This is a genomic window from Flavobacterium segetis (genome assembly GCF_900129575.1).
GTDB classification, from domain to species: Bacteria; Bacteroidota; Bacteroidia; order Flavobacteriales; family Flavobacteriaceae; genus Flavobacterium; species Flavobacterium segetis.
Window position 1 is genome coordinate 323,122 of sequence record NZ_FQWE01000003.1, and the last position, 17,128, is coordinate 340,249.

The window sequence follows — 17,128 nt, forward strand, 5'->3', positions numbered from 1 at the left end:
ATTATTTAATAACTTAATAGCGAAAAATGTTTCTATGAATAAGAATAAAAAATAGGGTATGAAAAATGCACTTACATCTGGAATTTTACTTACAACTTCTGACTGAAGCAAGGGAATCAAAAATACAATAGCAGCCATCATTTTTATTAAACTAAATCCCATGAAGGCAAAACCAGTTTTATCAAAAAAAGTTCTATTCACAAATACTAAAAAACCATAACTAATTAAAGTGAGGATAAAGTGAAAAAGATATATACTCCAGGTGGAATAATAAAAAGAAGTATTTTTGAAAAACGATGCACTAATGTAGTATTGTACGAAAAAAAATACAATAGAAATTGGAAAAATAGTGATTAAAAATTTGTAGAAATGCTGCATTAATCTTCTTTATTTAAATTTTTAACTTGCCTTATCACATTATACAATGCTATGAAAACTGCAAAGAGCGATAGAATAATAGTGAATATTGATGAATTCGAATATTTTTCATCGAGCCACATTCCTAAATAAGTAAAACAAAATATGATTAATCCCATTTGAAAGGGAATATTCATCATAATTAGCCACTTATTGGTTTGCTTTAGATTATTATTTTTGTTCATTAACCGGCATTACTTGTTTTATAGAAGTATTCATGATGCAAGTCGCACTAAAATCAGCTCCTGGTTCTACTGACAGTTTTCCTACGGTAACTTCTCCTTTAATACTTGCGGTTGCTTTTACGTTTAATAGTTCTGCGACTTGAATATTACCACTAAATTTACCTTCTATATCTAAATTATTACAAATAATATCTCCGATTACGTTTCCTGCAGGACCTATAACGAGTTTTCCTGTTGTTTTGAAATTTCCTATTAATTCTCCATCTAGCCTAAAATCAGCTTTTGAAATAATATCTCCTTTTATTACCGTTCCTTCAACGATTCGATTGGTTTTTCCTAATAGTTCTGTATAAGGTTTCTTTTTTTTATCAAACATAATTATTTTTTTAAGGCTAAATAGGCTTCAAGATTTTTTTTAATTTGAATCACTTTGTAATTCTCGCTTGAAACCACAATTGGGGTATTTGTAATTTTAATTTTATCAGTATCGGCTAAAACAAATGCGATATCATCAGCGTACAATTTTGAATTTATTCCATGGATAGTTATAAAATTCTGATCAGCAGTATAAATATCAAACGAAAAATAAATTTTTTGTAGCTTTTCATTTTCTATAAAAAGCTTGATTTTATCCTCTATTTCTTTGGTTTCTTTATCATCACGTAAACCTACTTTGTACAAAATTTTCCAACTATTTGAAGGTGTATCTACAAAATCTATTTTCTCTAAAAATGGAATTTGGTCATTGATTATTAGTTGTGCACTTTTGCCTTCTTCGGTATTAGAAAAATTATCTGCTACATCTTGTAAAGCAGCTTTGTACGCCTCTACTCCTTTTAATTTACCAATTGTATTTGCTTTAAGCAACTCAAATTTAGACACAATTTCTTCACCAGAAAATTGTGTAATTAATGGATCTATATTAGCTAAAACTAAAACAAATTGCTCTTGCTCATATAACTTGTACCATTTATTATAAGTGCCTTCTGGACTGTTTTCTTGTAAACTTGAATCTAAATTTAAATTGCTAATTATTTGAGCATATCGAGAATCAGGATATTTAGTTATAATACTGTTTTTTATTACTGTTGCTTTACTTTGATCTGTAATTTCATATAATTTATACAAATTGTACATAGCAGGAAGAATGAGTTTTTCCTCTGGATTACTATTTAGCAACTTTTCTAATTTGGCTACAGCCAAAATATTTTCTTTGAACTTTTCTTTATAAATAATTCCCAATTGATAATTTGCAAAATTTTGCTCTTTTTGAATGCTATCAATTGCAATCGCTGCTGTAGGCAATTGTTTGATATAAAAATCAGTTGTGTATTGTTCTACTATGATATCTTTCTCCTCTACCTTATCTGCATTTTCGGTATTAGAACTAAGGCTATCATCAGTTGTATTATTGGAGTTTACTGCAGAATTTCTCCAGTTACCCGTTGAAGCTCTTTTTCCCCATATTTTTTTAAATTCTAATTTTCCAAAAGCTATGGTTGTTGGGTTATAAAAGTAAAAAGTGCTATTTCCTGTCGTAGAAGGTATTCCTGGCATAGTTGGCGGACTTATACTTGTTCTAGTAATTGAATTTGCTGTTGTATTTGAGATAGGATCACTATTTGTAACCGCATTATTGCGATCAATATTTGCTTGCTTCACCGCATTTTTTTCCTCTAACACTCTTTTTGCTTCATCTTCTTTCTTTAATTTGTCAATGTAATTTTCAAAATATACTGTTCTATCAGCTGGGTTAAGTGCTACTATTGTTAAAATACTATCATTACGTTGTGCTATGGTTTCGTATAAAATGACCTCATCTAAATTTTTTCTGACTTTTTGAATTTTAAGAAATTCTCGTGATTTGACATTTAGTTTTACCAAAGTACTGTCATAGTATTTTGCTGCCAAAGGATAAGAAGCCTCTCTAAAATACATATTTCCCAAATTTCTATAATTTGATGCCACTAGATAAGCATCTTTCGAATTTGTTTTTAGTGATGCATTGTACAATTCACGCGCTTCTTTTTTATTATCTTGTTTATCAAAATACAGTGCATAATTGTGAAAAATCAAATCTTTGTAGGGACGATTTTCTCGATCCTTAATTAATTTGTCAAATGTTTTTTCGAATAAATCAAAATCTCCATTTTGAAAATCAAATAATGCTGCTTTTCTAGCATGCGCTTGAATTACAAATTTTCGTTCCGCTTTTCTTTTCATATCAATAACTGATTGATACGATGCAATTGCGCTGTCTTTATAACCTAATTCTTGGTACAACTGTCCTAATATAAAACGATATCTTGCTTTATCCTGATTGACTTTAGTAAATTCTATTGCTAATTTAATTTTTGCAACAGCGCTATCTTTCTCTTCTAGATTCAAAAAAGAGGCAGTCAAGAGTGCATTTGCATCTGCAAATACTTGGTTTTTAACTTGGCGATCTTCTAAAAGTTTGCTAATATTTTTGATTACTAAAGCATCATTGCCTAAACGCATATTCGTTTTTTCGCGCCAAATTTTAGCTTCGTTAATCTTACTGCTATTGGGATATTTATATAAAATGTAGTTAAATGCATCGAGTGCTGGCACAAAACGCTGATCAAAGTATCGTGCTTTTCCAAGCATTAAATAGGCTTCATCAATTTGGCTGTTTCTTTCTCGTCCACCAATATTCATCGAATGTTTCTGAATCGCTTTCGTAGCTTTGGTTTCCGCTAATTCAAAATCAGCGTTGCTAGGTTTTGAGGTTGAAAGAATGTCTTCTCTAAGTTGCATTTTCTCTGGTGGTAAAAGTTGCCAAAAATCATCATCATTATTAGACTTAATGGTTTGAACTCCTTTATCAAAGCCTACTCCACCATTGTATAATATATTATACTTGGTGCTTAATGCGTGCGAATTTCTAGCCAAAAAAGTATTTTTTTTAGTAGAACATCCTGCAAAAATTACTAGCAATAACGGTAGGAAGAATTGTTTAACTATATTGATTTTCAATGGAAAATGTTTTTATCATTTAACTAAATTATACACTTTTTAGTATAAAGAGTGGTAAAAATACATTTCTTTTTGATAGCTTGAAAATTATGAAGGTTTAATCCAAGAAAATGAATTTTTTCATACCACAGATTCGCAGATTTATTTTCTAAAAATAAGCAGTGGCAATTAGTAAATACTTATCACAAAACGATTTAAGGAATGTAACGAGATTTATGGTTTTGACCTTAGTGCTTATGTTCTTTAGTATTTTTAGATTTTTATTCCTTTACATGAAGGATGTAACTTAAATCCTTATTTAATCTTCAAAAGAATCAAAAGATGGGGAATAAATCCCGAGTTAAAGTTGCAGTAAGAACAACGAAAAAAACAGGGTTACTTCCAAATAAAACTTGAATTATGGAGATTAGGTTTTAAACCGCAGATTCACATATTTTTAAAGATTTTAAAAATCCGCGAATCTGCGGTCTATAAAATACTCTTCTAAACAGCAAAAAACAGCTCTAATTCTTTCAAGGTTTCCTCAGAAGTTTGAATGTCTTTTACGACTTCGCCTTTGTGCATGGCAACAATTCTATTACTAACCTCAACTGTATGTTGCAAATCGTGACTAGAAACTAGCACGGTAACTTCTGGATTTTCAGCTAGATCTTTGATAATTTTTTTTAATCGGAATTGGGTTGTTGGGTCTAAGTTAGCAAAGGGCTCATCAAGAATAATAACTTTAGGATTTCCGATCAGCGTAGCAATGATTCCCACTTTTTTTTGATTTCCTTTAGATAAATCGCGTAAATATTTTTTGTTTTTCAGGATTTCTCCGTTGAAAAATTCTTCATGTTTTGCTAACAAAGCATCAACATCGGCTTTATTTTGTCCGCGTAAATCGCCTATGAAATAAAAGTATTCTTCAGGAGTTAAATAACCTATCAAGAAACTCTCATCTAAAAAAGAAGCTGTGAACGGTTTCCACGCTTCGCTCGTATTTACCTGAACTCCACTATTTATAATATTTCCCGTTGAAGGCTGGATTAAATCTAATAAAAGACTAAAAAAAGTAGTTTTTCCTGCTCCATTATTACCCACAAGACCAAAGCTTTCGCCTTTTTGAATTTCTACTGAATCTATTTTAAGTACGGTTGTTCCGTTATATGTTTTTGAAAGATTGTTTATCTTGATCATTTTTCGTAGTTTATTAGTTCAACTAATTATTGTTTATCTGTGTATTGACTATGCTTTTTGTTTGTATGCGGCAATTGTCGCATATTTTTCTGATTTATAAACTCTTTCAATCAAAGAAAAAGCTTTGTTTTTTAATGCAAAACCAATTACTCCTGCGCCAGCTACTAAAGCTAATCCTATATTTGGATTGGCATATTTTAAACTTAACCAATAGAGTAAAACAGGCAATCCAAATTGTGGAACAGAGATTAGCATAGTTTTTATATTAAACGCTTTTTTATCTCCAAAAGCTCCTTTTCCAGAACTTAAATCAATTGGCGTCTTAGTATAAGCTCCGCCTAATAAAACCAAATGCGAATTCACGCCAATGTTATAAATAGCACCTACAATAATGACTAAATACGTTTCCCAACCAAAATAAAGATAAAATGACGCAACAATAGTGGTTAGTATAGTTGCAATAACCATCAACCACCATTTAGAACTCAAATATTCTTTATACGGAATATTTTGTGTCATCATTAATTGGTAATAGGCACTATCCCAACTTGGTACAAATTGTCCAAAAGTGATTAGAAATCCTCCTGATACAAATATTCCCGCGAATATGTGCATTACTGGTCCATAAAAAGCAGTGGTGGAGAAAAACAGAAGTCCATAAAAAAGAAACATAACACTTAACCCGACGGTAGTCTTCGATCTTTTGTTCCTTTTTATTAATTTGATGTCATTTTTCAAAAATGTTCCTATGGTTCCAAATTGGTTCAACCAAGTTAAATTTTCTGTTTTAGCAACATCGTGTTTAGTAGAAAGTCCTGCATCTAGATATAAATTATTTTTGAAATAGATAAAAGTGAAGTAATACAAAACTATTAAAGCGATAACTGGAATTGCAAAAGCCCAATACGTATTGAAAATAGCATCAAACAAAGGCGCTGTATAATCCGTAATATTAAAAAATTCGTAATACTGTAAACCAGCTATTACAGCTGTTATTGCTAAGAAAATTCCAAATAAATTATCTTTATTGCTTAGTATAATGTTAATAAAGTTGTTGATGTACAGTAAAGAATAAATACCAGCATACCACAATAGTACATGTACAACATCATATCCTTCTATCATTAAAACAATACTAAATGGAAGTAAGAAAAAAGCATGAACTAAGTTAAAGAATGATAAAATTGTTTTTCCTAAAGAAAAATGAACAATCGTGGATTTTTTTATAGGGAAAATTAGCATGGGACGAATGTTCATTACTGGAATTTTCTGCACCAATATTCGAACGACTAAATCCATTACTACATAATAAATCATGAATTTATTCACCGTTGTGATTGGGTCCATGTTCATTTTCTTTAGGATATAGAAAACCCCAATACCCATTGCTAAAAATAGTAAGATAAAATAGGCGGCAAGAAAACCAATGAGGATTTTCAGCGCTAAGTTGGTCGCAAAGGAAGCCGATCTAAAAAAAGCTTTCCATTCGAGATAAAGGAATTTTTGAATCATAGTTTGGTTGTTTTGGTTTTAAGGTAAGTAAGTGAAAGTAATAAAACGTTACAAATTTTGTAATTTATATTCAGGATATGTCGCTTCTAAATAGGTACAAATTTTTGACGGAATAATTTTGAAAACAATAAAAAGTACCAAACTAAATAATATAAAAAGAAAACTAATTCCTAATATCCAATAATCGTTAGTTAAAAAGTTATCACCATGATTGATTAATTGAAACAACAAATTAAGAGGCAGTATTATTGTTGCAGAAAAAGTGCCATATTGATTGATAATCTCTTCGAACAGCCACTTTTTCTCATTTAATTTCTTTTTTTCCTTTCTTGTTTTTCGGTTTTTATACATTTCATAAAATGTAAAGCCTAATAAGAGGATATAAAAACCAACTAGAATCCATACTTTATATAAACTTAATTTTATGAAAGTAAAAAGCAATAAAGTCAATGCAATAGTTAAGACAATCTTTGGGATACCAAAAAAATCTTTAAAATGTTGCCAAACCAAACCGTTGTATTTTTTTCCAAGTGCTACTTGTCTTTTTTCCACCACATCCATAAAACCAAAAACGCCAAACTTCTTGAACTCAATATGTAAAGCTTCTTCAAAAGAACGATTGGGATTTTCCTGCCATTGTTCTTCAATTGAATTGGCTAAATGATCCACTAGTTCTGATTGCAAGTCATAATACTCCACATAATGTTGTCGAGTAAAAGTGAAAAGTTGGTCTATTTGTTGATTGGTTAATTTCATGTTTTAAAGTAGGTTGTATTTTTTTATTATTCTAAAATGCTCTGCTGCAAGCGCAATTAAATAAACACTTATAAAAAAGAAAAAACTAGTAACAGACCACTCCATAAAATTGCTAAACAAACTGCCTCTGTGATAATGGCGATAATTTCCATTTAAAAGTGTGTAAATCATATAAAAATTAAAAGGTAGCAAACAGGAACTTTTTAGAAAAAAGTAGCCATAAACCGTTTTAGATTTTAATTTCCAAACAAAAAACATAGTAGTTAGTATTGCCACACAAGATAAAATATATACTGACGTTAAAAAGGATTTAAAAATAGTATAAACGTATTCTTGTGGATACATTATTGTGATCGTTGTCATCAAAATGCTAAAAAAAAGTGTTGAAAATAAACTCGATTTAAAAATTTTTGATGCCTCAGCAACATATCGGTCTACAATTATTTTTGGCCCAATAATTCCCCATCCAACACTATTTGTTTGTTTCAACAGTGATTCCCACTTTTTTAAACTTTTTGCAAAGGCTTCTTCAAAAGTAGATTCTTCTTCTAATTCAATCTCTGAAGCAATATGATCAATTAATTCTAATTTTACATCTTCATAAATGACATCCTTTGAAATTAAGGATTCATCTATTAATTGGATTTGGTCTTTGGTTAGTTTCACGGTGGAAAATTTAAATTAAGTGACACAGTTTTTTAGTTTTTTAAAATATTCTTTTGAACTTACATTTCAGTAAATACAATTTTCTACCTTATTTGTCATGCTGAGGAACGAAGCATCTCTTCCCTACTATTCAAACAAGTCATTAAGAAAATTCAATTCAGGATTAATTGTTTTTATTAGTGTGATTTTCTTGTCTTTTTTCCATCCCTTAATTTCTTTTTCTTTAGAAATTGCTATTTGTATCCATGCAAATTTTTCGAAATACAATAAGTAATGAACGTTATATTTAGCTGTAAACGAATTCGGATTCAAGGAGTCTTTGTGCTGCTGTAGTCTAACTTTTAAATTATTAGTAACTCCAGTGTACAAAACTGTTTTTGCTTTATTGGTCTGAATATAAACGTAATAAGTATGGAACCCTTCTTGAAATTCTATCGTGTTTTTTGCTTTAAAGATGATTTCATCGTTTGTGGAGATGCTTCGTTCCTCAGCATGACAAAGTATTTGGTTTGACTAATAAAATTCTATCCTATTTTTTGCTTTAAAGATGATTTCATCGTTTGTGGAGATGCTTCGTTCCTCAGCATGACAAAGTATTTGGTTTGACTAATAAAATTCTATCATGTTTTTTACTTTAAAGATGATTTCATAGTTTGCGGTGATGCTTCGTTCCTCAGCATGACAAAGTAATGAATTGATAATTCTAGCTTAATTGATATTGTTTTTTAACCTTTTCTAGAGATTTCCTTTGAAGATTATTTCCAGCAAATAATAATAATATTCCAAGTACCCAAAGACAGCAAAAGGGTAATATCAAAATTGGATGTTCTTGAATCGAATCTTTTAAGAAATCTAATAATAAAAGTACCCAATACATAACTCCAAAAATTCCAGTAAAAGTAGCATGGTTAATGTTTAATTCTAAAAACCGTTTTCCTTGGATTTTTCTATTTTTATAGTAAGAAAATAATCGCGGGATAGCTAAAATTACTAATAGCCCAAATAACTTTACAACCAATTTAATTGGTTCATCAAAATAAAAAGTAGCGTTGTAGATAATAAAAATAACTAGTGCACTAACAATAATTTTCGGAAATTTAAAATACTCTGTAACCATGTTCCATTGCTCTTTCCTAAATTCTTTCCGTAGAATTAAAGTACGCTCCTGTTCAATAACTTTAAAACCATTCCTACCAAATTTTTCTTCAGCATAGTGTTTTACTAGATGAAAAGTTAGTTCAGGATCGGCTGCCCAAAGTTCCTCCATTCTCGAAACCATATGATCCGTTAATTCAACTTGTAATTCATACCATTTGATATCTTTTGATTCAATGTAATCTGAGACGTATTTTATTTGTTCGGTTGTTAATTTCATTTTATAAAATCTTAATTAAGTAATATCATCTTTTAGTTTTTTTAAAATATTCTTTTGAACTTACATTTCAGTAAATACAATTTTCTACCTTATTTGTCATGCTGAGGAACGAAGCATCTCTTCCCTACTATTCAAACAAGTCATTAAGAAAATTCAATTCAGGATTAATTGTTTTTATTAGTGTGATTTTCTTGTCTTTTTTCCATCCCTTAATTTCTTTTTCTTTAGAAATTGCTATTTGTATCCATGCAAATTTTTCGAAATAGAATAAGTAATGAACGTTATATTTGGCTGTAAAAGAATCTGGATTCAAGGAGTCTTTGTGCTGCTGTAGTCTAATTTTTAAATTATTAGTAACTCCAGTGTACAAAACTGTTTTTGCTTTATTGGTCAGAATATAAACGTAATAAGTATGGTACCCCTCCTGAAATTCTATCATGTTTTTTGCTTTAAAGATGATTTCATAGTTTGTGGAGATGCTTCGTTCCTCAGCATGACAAAGTATTTGGTTTGACTAATAAAATTCTATCCTATTTTTTGCTTTAAAGATGATTTCATCGTTTGTGGAGATGCTTCGTTCCTCAGCATGACAAAGTATTTGGTTTGACTAATAAAATTCTATCATGTTTTTTACTTTAAAGATGATTTCATAGTTTGTGGTGATGCTTCGTTCCTCAGCATGACAAAGTATTTGGTTTGATAATGCTAACTTAATTGATATTGTTTTTTAATTCTTTTGATTGTTTTATTTTGTAATTGGATTCCAGTTATTAAGCATAAAACCGCTAATGCCCACAGACAGCAAAAGAGAAAAAGTACTAAAGGATATTCATCAATTTCTTCTTTAAAAACATTTCCTAAACTAAGTCCTAAATTAATAAAACCACCAAAAATTATTGGAATTGGATTAATCATCTCAATTTCCAAAAAGCGATTACCATCTATTTTTCTACTCTTCAAATAAGTATATAACATAGGTATAGCTGCAAAAAGTAAAAAAAGAAATAATACTGCTACACACTTTCTTGGCTCTTCAAAATACAAAGAAATTTTAAATGTCAAAGCAAGCAACAAAATACCACTTATGATTTTAGGGAATTTTAAATACGCTGCAATCATTTTCCATTGCTCGCTGTTATATTCTTTTCTAAGAACCTTTTTTCGTTTCTTTTCAATAGATTTAAAACTAGAGTCTCCAGTAAACTTATTCTCAGCGTATTTTTTTACTTGATGAAAAGTGAGTTCAGGATCTTTCTCCCAAATTTCTTCCATGCTAGAAACCATGTGATCCGTTAATTCCACTTGCAATTCATACCAATTGATATCTTTTGATTCAATGTAATCTGAGACGTATTTTATTTGTTCGGCTGTTAATTGCATAATTTATTGAATTGGTAATTTTCTTTGAAATTGTAAATGCTTCACTCCCAAATATAATATCGAAAACAAAAACACAAAAAAACAACCTATTGTTGCTACAAATAAGTTTTGATTCCTTAAATCATGAGGAATACTTGGATTAATAATAAATGATAAACAAACAATAAGAAGCGCAAAACGACTATCAAACAAATGCTTGTATGTAGAAGTGGCTTTAGACTTCAAATTCCATAATTTGATTAAAAGTGCTAAAGTTCCCGTTGTGCAAAAGGAGTAGAACAAGAAATCTTTAATCAGAAGAATAAATTCTAATTTTTCCTTTGTGTTATCTACCAATTGAAAAATAATAATCAATATGATTGATGTTATTATTGACAAAATAACTTCCTTTTTCATCTGATTTTTTAATTTACTATGGACTAGTTTAGGATATGTTGATTGCAATGAAAAAAAATCTCTTGTCAATTTGAACTCCTCACCCCATTTATTAAGAACCTGATTGTAAACTACAGGAAATTCATTGTTAGTAACTTCCATTTCATTTTCAATTTCACTAGCAATATGATCTAAAACCTCGAGTTTTATATCGTCAAACTTTATCCCTTTTTCAATTAAATTCTGGTCTATACACTCTATTTGTTCGGCTGTTAACTGCATCTCCTTAAGATTAAAATTCTAATTTAGGACTTGGGTTAACTAAACTCTGCATGTTTCTAATAAAATCTTCCAGTTCTGAAAGTCGGTTTACGGTTTCAGTAGTTCCTTTTTCGGTTAGTTTATAATATTTGCGCATTCTATTGTCTACTTTTTCCATCTCTACATCTAGAATTCCTTCTGCTTCTAGTTTATGTAGTGCAGGATATAAAGCGCCTTCGGTAATATTAAGTTCACCGGATGTAATCGCTTTTACTTTTTGAGTAATTTCATAACCATACATCTTGCCGTTTTCCTCCAGCAACTTCATGATGATCGTATTTAAACTTCCCTTATATAATTGTGAATTCTTCATGTTTTTTATCATTACGAGTTGCAACGCAATCTCTTTTCGAAAACAAATATACATAAGATTCCTATACATAATACTATTAGGTATTTAAATTTTAAAGTAAACCTATTATTTAATTAAAAAATAAACTACAAGTACAACATATTAACACCAAATGTAAATTTTTATAGGTTTCCTAATTTTTAGAAGTAGAAAATTAATGGGGATTTTTAAATATTAAGTATTTATTAATTTTCGTACGATTTATGGCAAAAAATAACTTTAATTAATTGCGTTAAAATTTTCAAACACTTTGATTTAAGAAAACTAATCTGTTTATTATCTTTGTCAAAAAATAATCACATGTCATCCTTTTTAAAACTAATTATAAAAGAAGTAAAACGCGAAACTAAAGATGCCGTTTCTATACTTTTTAACGTTCCGGAAGAACTAAAAGCCAATTATAAATTCATAGCAGGTCAATACCTAAATTTGAAATTAACGCTTGATGGAGAAGAAATTCGTCGTGCCTATTCTATATGTTCTTCACCAGATAGTGGCGAACTTCGTATTGCGGTTAAAGCGGTTAAAGATGGCGCATTTTCTCAGTTTGCCAATACAAAACTAAAAGCTGGAGATGCCATTGAAATAGGAACTCCCGAAGGAAAGTTCACATTTGAACCTCAAGCTGATCGACAAAAAAATTACGTAGCATTTGCAGCTGGTAGCGGAATTACACCTATAATGTCTCTTATAAAATCAGTGCTTAAAAACGAACCAAAAAGTTCTTTTGTACTGGTTTATGGAAATAAAACTCCTGAAGAAACGATCTTCCATCAAGAATTACATGATTTACAATTGCAAAATGTGGGTCGGTTTTTTGTACATTATGTTTTCAGTCAAGCCAAAGTAGACGATGCTTTATTTGGACGAATAGAGAAATCAACGGTGAATTTTGTTTTGAAAAATAAGCACAAAGAATTAGAATTTGATAAGTTTTATTTATGCGGTCCCGAAGAAATGATCAATCGTGTTACCGAAGTTTTAAAAGAGAACAACGTAAAAGAATCTTCTATTAAATTTGAACTCTTCTCTTCTTCCAGCACTGAAAATGCAATTGGAAAATCACTAAGTGGACAGACAAAAATTACAATAATGGTTGATGATGAGGAAACCACTTTTGAAATGTCGCAGAAACAAACGGTTCTAGACGCAGCCTTAAAGCAAGGTATTGATGCTCCATATTCTTGTCAAGGTGGAATTTGCAGTAGCTGTCTCGCTCGTGTTACATCAGGAACTGCTGAAATGAGTAAAAATTCAATTCTTACTGATAATGAAATTGCCAGCGGCTTAATTTTGACTTGTCAAGCGCATCCTACATCTGAAAGTATTTACATCGATTACGACGATGTTTAGAAAATAATTACTGAATAATTATAATTCCAAATTCCTTTTTAAAAATTGGGCTTTGGAATTTTTTATTTTAACTAAATGAGGAACTTTTATTAGTAAGAAACCGCATCCTATAAAAGAAGCAAAAGACTTTTTAAAATTTTTTGAAAACTTATAAGATGAACTGGTCGATTTAAAATTTGGTCAAAATAAAAACAAGCAATTGATTGAGCTTTATATATTTAAAGAAATTGTACCAACGTGTAAAAAACTGAAAAACAACAAAAATAATATTTACATTTTGGTTTACAACAAGCTGACTATCAGAAGAAATTTATAAATAGTAAATGTTTCTTAATAGTGAGATTTAGAGGAAATGGGATTTCGCTTTAAGCCAATTTATGATTGTAACATTCTACAACAGTGATTCGATTTTCAAAACTACTTCTTCTGGTTTAATTGTTCTCATTACATCACTGTAACCCTCTACTTTTTTATTTCCATAAACTGATGTAGGTAACAACGGATATTTTTCTCTATCAGAAAATAAAGCATTTTCCAGCGGTTGATTAAACGGAGAAAATCCTGCAAATGGATGTGTCGCGCCCCATAATGTAACTACTTTTACACTAAGCATGGCTGCAATATGCGCATTTCCTGAGTCCATAGAGAGCATAACATCAAGATTACTTATCAACTTCAATTCCTGCTGAAAATTTATCTTACCTGCCATATTAATTACATTCTTTTTGTGTTTTGAAAGTGCGTCTAAAACTTCTATTTCCTTTTTTCCACCTCCAAAAAGTAACACGGTATTTGTATTTTTTTCAGCTAATGTATCAATAACCTGCCTCATTAAATCTATAGGATATACTTTAGAATCATACTGTGCAAATGGAGCAATCCCTATTAATTTTTGATAATGCTTACCAATGATTGTTTGAATCTCTTTATCTAAAATTCCTTTTTCTGGAAGATCAGGATTTGATAAGTTTACAGGAAATCCAAGTACTTCAAAAACTGTAGTATGCCGCTGAAACATAGTGGGCAATTGCTTGAATACTTTATCCTCTGTGCGAGTTAATTCTTTTTTTCCTCGCCGACCTTTGTCTACCGCAGCGATTTTTTTTCCGCTTAAAGCAAAAAGATTACGAATGATTTGGGAACGAAGAACATTATGCAAATCAGCAAAAGCATCAATATTTAGTTTTTTTAAATCTTGAAACAGACGCAACAATCCTAAAAACCCTTTATGGCGTTCTTTTTCATCGAAAGCAAAAAAAGAAACATTAGGAATTCCGTCAAAAAAAGGTTTAAAAAAAGGACGAGAGATTACCGTTAATTGAACGGTTGGATATTGTTTTACGAAAGCTCGTAAAACAGGAACCGTCATAGCGACATCTCCCATTGCGGAAAGTCTCATGACGGCTATATGTTTAATGTTATTTGGCAATTGTAATAATGACCGTGGTTTTTAGCCCAGATTAAAATGAAAATCCCGGAACAAAAAAAGTAAAGTTTCTGGCTCTAAAAAAGCGACCAACGGAAGCTCTTTTTAGCGCCATAGAAACTATACTTTTTTTGTGAGGAATTGTAATGGAAAGCTGGAATAGCTTCAAAAACTATTTCTTATTCTGATACAAAACAGGATTTAATTCATCATCATTGTACATTTTCATTTGTTTGTACACTTTCATAAATTTATCGCCTTGCTCAATATCACTCAATAAATCATCAATAGCAGTAGACAAATCAGTTCTTTGTTCTAATAAAATGTTCAATTTTACTTGACATTTATCTCTGTGATCTTGCGTAGCTTGAACACGTGTAGCTTCTTCATTCATGTGATAAATTTTCAAAGCTAAAATTGATAGTCTATCAAATGCCCATGCTGGACTTTCAGAGTTGATTTTTGCATTATCTTTTACCTTAACAGTACTGTATTTTTGAAGAAAATAACTATCGATATATTCCACCATATCAGTACGTTCTTGATTAGAAGCATCAATTCTTCGTTTTAAAGTCAAAGCGGCAACTGGATCAATATTTGGATCTCTGATAATATCCTCAAAATGCCATTGAACGGTGTCAATCCAATTTTTATGATATAATAAATGTTCAAACTTATCTTTGGGATACGGATTGTTGATAGGCTGATCTACATTATCAAATTGATGATAATCTTTGATACTCTCTTCGAAAACGGAATAAGCTAATTTTGAAAACATAATTTTATAATTTATAAATACAAAGATACTTTTTATACTTTTATGGTTTAATAAAATCTTTACAAGTTAAATATTAAAATTCCTACCATGCAAATACATAATCTATCAGAAAATAATAGTGTTCTCAATCACTTTTTAGCACAATTACGAGACGTCAAGACGCATAACGATAGCATGCGCTTTCGCAGAAATATTGAACGAATTGGTGAAATAATGGCGTATGAACTGAGTAAAAAACTTCATTACAGTGACATAGAAATTACAACGCCGCTAGGAATAAAAAAAACGACTCAAATAAATGACCAACTCGTTCTATGTTCTATTCTACGAGCAGGTTTACCCATGCATCAAGGGTTTTTAAATTATTATGACAGCGCTGAAAATGGTTTTATTTCTGCTTTTAGACATCATCCCAATAATGACGACTATTTTGAAATAAAAGTAGATTACCAAGCTGTTGCTGATATAAATAATAAAAATGTTTTACTACTTGATCCAATGCTCGCTACTGGTCAATCTATTGTTGCTGTCTATAATAAATTAATAGAAAAAGGAACTCCAAAAGAAATTCATATTGCTGTAGTAATCGCTACTCCTGAAGGAATTTCACATCTAGAAAATAATCTTCCTGAAAACTGTCACTTATGGATTGCCTCGCTGGATGACAAACTGAACGAGCATAATTACATCGTTCCAGGACTTGGTGATGCGGGCGACTTAGCTTATGGTAAAAAGTTATAATTGAGTAAAAAAAGTAAACATACTGCAAATAACTAGTGCATAAAAAATCAATTCTTGATTGAGTTTTACTTGTGGTATTTCAATATCTGTAGTTACTAAAATAGACAATGGTGCAATTGTAAAGAGTAGTAAATCATTACTTTTTTCTGCTGAAATAAGGAAAACTAATACGCCAATAAAAAAAGAAGCAATTATTTTTTTATATGACGAATGCAAAATTTGTGGCTTGCTCGATAAAGTTGCAAACATCGTTAAGATAAAAAATAGTGCAATTGTTGCATAAATTGCAAATGCAACATTTTGATAATTGTTAGTAAAATAATCGATTTTAAAATTGGTTTGCATACTATAACTAAAAAAAGCGAGGATATCAATGTCGAAAACGGAAGCAAAAACCAACGATACTATTGCTACACTGACTAAAGCTATAATAGGTAAAAACCAATTCCTATAATCTCTTGCAACATGAAAAATAATGGATATAAAAACCAGTAATATAAATAGTATACTCCAAAAATGAAATAATGTAGCTACAAAAATCCAAAACGAAGCATCAAAAATCTTTTCTTTAGCCGCCTTAAGTGATTGCATAGAAACTAATCTACGGATTGCTAAAAGAATAAAAAAGTTAGCAATAATTAAGTTAGCATTATTTAATACTGAAGGAAAAAACAGTAAAAACAATAAGAAAAAAAATATTGTGAAAGCGCTGTCTTTGCTAAGTCCGTTGCGCTTTGCTATAAAACTTGTAGTAAACATTGAAACTAATAATAAACAGAATAATCCAGCTTTGCTCACCATTAAAAAAATAGAATTTGTCCATGACAAATCTTGAAACTGGAAAATTAAAAAGAAAACCAGCATCAAGATTACAACCATTGAAAAATTTAACGGTGTAGATTTTCTAAAAACACTTGTTATCATAAGGATATTTTATACTTTTGTGAATGTAAATATAATACTTGTTTAAAAAGGAAACTCTGTAAGGTCAAAACATTATTTAAAATAATCAATGTGATTGGTCAGTGTTCAAAATAGTACTAATGAAATTAATTTTTATACATTATGAAAGCATTTTTTGAAGGAATACAATACTTATTTGTAGACATTTTATTTGCTCCATGGGATTTTTTACGTTCAGTAGAGCTTTCTTCTTGGTTCGTTGCAAATACAATTAACTGGATTTTTGTGATTATTTGTGCCTCTGCACTTGTGTACTGGATCAAACAATTGAAAATTTTTGAAGATGCTGGAACGGAAAAACAAGATACAACCGCTCACTCTTTCTTGAAATAATAAAGAGTAAACGGAA

Annotated in this window: 19 protein-coding genes; 3 read left to right on the forward strand and 16 right to left on the reverse strand. The window is 30.2% G+C overall.

Annotation, left to right across the window (positions count from 1 at the left end):
- Nucleotides 1-377: 377 nt before the first annotated feature.
- The 13 genes from BUA99_RS05775 to BUA99_RS05835 all read right to left on the reverse strand — a co-directional run bounded on the left by BUA99_RS05775 (nucleotide 378) and on the right by BUA99_RS05835 (nucleotide 11,479).
- Nucleotides 378-602 (reverse strand): AtpZ/AtpI family protein, encoded by a 225-nt coding sequence (locus BUA99_RS05775; protein WP_072989422.1) that lies wholly within the window; start codon nucleotides 600-602, stop codon nucleotides 378-380.
- A complete protein-coding gene (locus BUA99_RS05780; RefSeq protein ID WP_072989424.1) occupies nucleotides 589-978 on the reverse strand; it encodes a bactofilin family protein in 390 nt (129 codons plus the stop codon). The genes BUA99_RS05775 and BUA99_RS05780 overlap by 14 nt, the downstream gene beginning before the upstream one ends.
- Before the next feature lie 2 nt (nucleotides 979-980).
- Nucleotides 981-3,602, reverse strand: coding sequence for a type IX secretion system periplasmic lipoprotein PorW/SprE (porW, locus tag BUA99_RS05785; protein ID WP_072989427.1), 2,622 nt, complete (start codon nucleotides 3,600-3,602; stop codon nucleotides 981-983).
- Between the two features lie 483 nt (nucleotides 3,603-4,085).
- The gene (locus tag BUA99_RS05790; protein WP_072989430.1) at nucleotides 4,086-4,781 is read right to left on the reverse strand and encodes an ABC transporter ATP-binding protein; all 696 of its coding nucleotides are present in this window, start codon (nucleotides 4,779-4,781) and stop codon (nucleotides 4,086-4,088) included.
- A gap of 48 nt (nucleotides 4,782-4,829) precedes the next feature.
- Nucleotides 4,830-6,293 carry a DUF5687 family protein gene (locus tag BUA99_RS05795; protein ID WP_072989433.1) on the reverse strand — a complete coding sequence of 488 codons (1,464 nt, stop codon included), beginning with the start codon at nucleotides 6,291-6,293 and terminating at the stop codon, nucleotides 4,830-4,832.
- Between the two features lie 48 nt (nucleotides 6,294-6,341).
- Nucleotides 6,342-7,049 carry a hypothetical protein gene (locus BUA99_RS05800; protein WP_072989436.1) on the reverse strand — a complete coding sequence of 236 codons (708 nt, stop codon included), beginning with the start codon at nucleotides 7,047-7,049 and terminating at the stop codon, nucleotides 6,342-6,344.
- A gap of 3 nt (nucleotides 7,050-7,052) precedes the next feature.
- On the reverse strand, nucleotides 7,053-7,715 hold the full coding sequence (locus BUA99_RS05805) for a hypothetical protein (RefSeq protein ID WP_072989439.1): 663 nt from the start codon (nucleotides 7,713-7,715) through the stop codon (nucleotides 7,053-7,055).
- Between the two features lie 126 nt (nucleotides 7,716-7,841).
- Nucleotides 7,842-8,150, reverse strand: a complete 309-nt coding sequence (locus BUA99_RS05810) for a GIY-YIG nuclease family protein (RefSeq protein WP_072989442.1) — start codon at nucleotides 8,148-8,150, stop codon at nucleotides 7,842-7,844.
- 268 nt (nucleotides 8,151-8,418) lie between these two features.
- Nucleotides 8,419-9,090 (reverse strand): hypothetical protein, encoded by a 672-nt coding sequence (locus BUA99_RS05815; protein ID WP_072989445.1) that lies wholly within the window; start codon nucleotides 9,088-9,090, stop codon nucleotides 8,419-8,421.
- Nucleotides 9,091-9,217: 127 nt separating this feature from the next.
- Nucleotides 9,218-9,529 carry a GIY-YIG nuclease family protein gene (locus BUA99_RS05820; protein WP_072989447.1) on the reverse strand — a complete coding sequence of 104 codons (312 nt, stop codon included), beginning with the start codon at nucleotides 9,527-9,529 and terminating at the stop codon, nucleotides 9,218-9,220.
- 266 nt (nucleotides 9,530-9,795) lie between these two features.
- A complete protein-coding gene (locus BUA99_RS05825; RefSeq protein WP_072989450.1) occupies nucleotides 9,796-10,470 on the reverse strand; it encodes a hypothetical protein in 675 nt (224 codons plus the stop codon).
- A gap of 3 nt (nucleotides 10,471-10,473) precedes the next feature.
- A complete protein-coding gene (locus tag BUA99_RS05830; protein ID WP_072989452.1) occupies nucleotides 10,474-11,127 on the reverse strand; it encodes a hypothetical protein in 654 nt (217 codons plus the stop codon).
- Nucleotides 11,128-11,137: 10 nt separating this feature from the next.
- The gene (locus BUA99_RS05835; protein WP_072989747.1) at nucleotides 11,138-11,479 is read right to left on the reverse strand and encodes a PadR family transcriptional regulator; all 342 of its coding nucleotides are present in this window, start codon (nucleotides 11,477-11,479) and stop codon (nucleotides 11,138-11,140) included.
- A 339-nt stretch (nucleotides 11,480-11,818) separates the two neighbouring features.
- Here BUA99_RS05835 and BUA99_RS05840 point away from each other — a divergent pair, with 339 nt between their 5' ends.
- Nucleotides 11,819-12,871 (forward strand): ferredoxin--NADP reductase, encoded by a 1,053-nt coding sequence (locus BUA99_RS05840; RefSeq protein WP_072989455.1) that lies wholly within the window; start codon nucleotides 11,819-11,821, stop codon nucleotides 12,869-12,871.
- Between the two features lie 391 nt (nucleotides 12,872-13,262).
- Here the strand turns inward: BUA99_RS05840 and BUA99_RS05845 are convergent, their stop codons facing one another.
- Both BUA99_RS05845 and BUA99_RS05850 read right to left on the reverse strand, forming a co-directional pair.
- Entirely contained in the window at nucleotides 13,263-14,270 is a 1,008-nt protein-coding gene (locus BUA99_RS05845; RefSeq protein WP_072989458.1) for a glycosyltransferase family 9 protein, read from the reverse strand.
- Between the two features lie 199 nt (nucleotides 14,271-14,469).
- Nucleotides 14,470-15,075 (reverse strand): DUF4254 domain-containing protein, encoded by a 606-nt coding sequence (locus tag BUA99_RS05850; protein WP_072989461.1) that lies wholly within the window; start codon nucleotides 15,073-15,075, stop codon nucleotides 14,470-14,472.
- An 87-nt stretch (nucleotides 15,076-15,162) separates the two neighbouring features.
- Here BUA99_RS05850 and upp point away from each other — a divergent pair, with 87 nt between their 5' ends.
- Nucleotides 15,163-15,816 (forward strand): uracil phosphoribosyltransferase, encoded by a 654-nt coding sequence (upp, locus tag BUA99_RS05855; protein WP_072989464.1) that lies wholly within the window; start codon nucleotides 15,163-15,165, stop codon nucleotides 15,814-15,816.
- Here the strand turns inward: upp and BUA99_RS05860 are convergent.
- A complete protein-coding gene (locus BUA99_RS05860) occupies nucleotides 15,811-16,740 on the reverse strand; it encodes a DUF6427 family protein (RefSeq protein ID WP_072989467.1) in 930 nt (309 codons plus the stop codon). The two genes, upp and BUA99_RS05860, sit on opposite strands and share 6 nt — an antisense overlap.
- 141 nt (nucleotides 16,741-16,881) lie before the next feature.
- Here BUA99_RS05860 and BUA99_RS05865 point away from each other — a divergent pair, with 141 nt between their 5' ends.
- Nucleotides 16,882-17,112, forward strand: a complete 231-nt coding sequence (locus BUA99_RS05865) for a DUF6341 family protein (protein WP_072989470.1) — start codon at nucleotides 16,882-16,884, stop codon at nucleotides 17,110-17,112.
- Nucleotides 17,113-17,128: the final 16 nt, after the last annotated feature.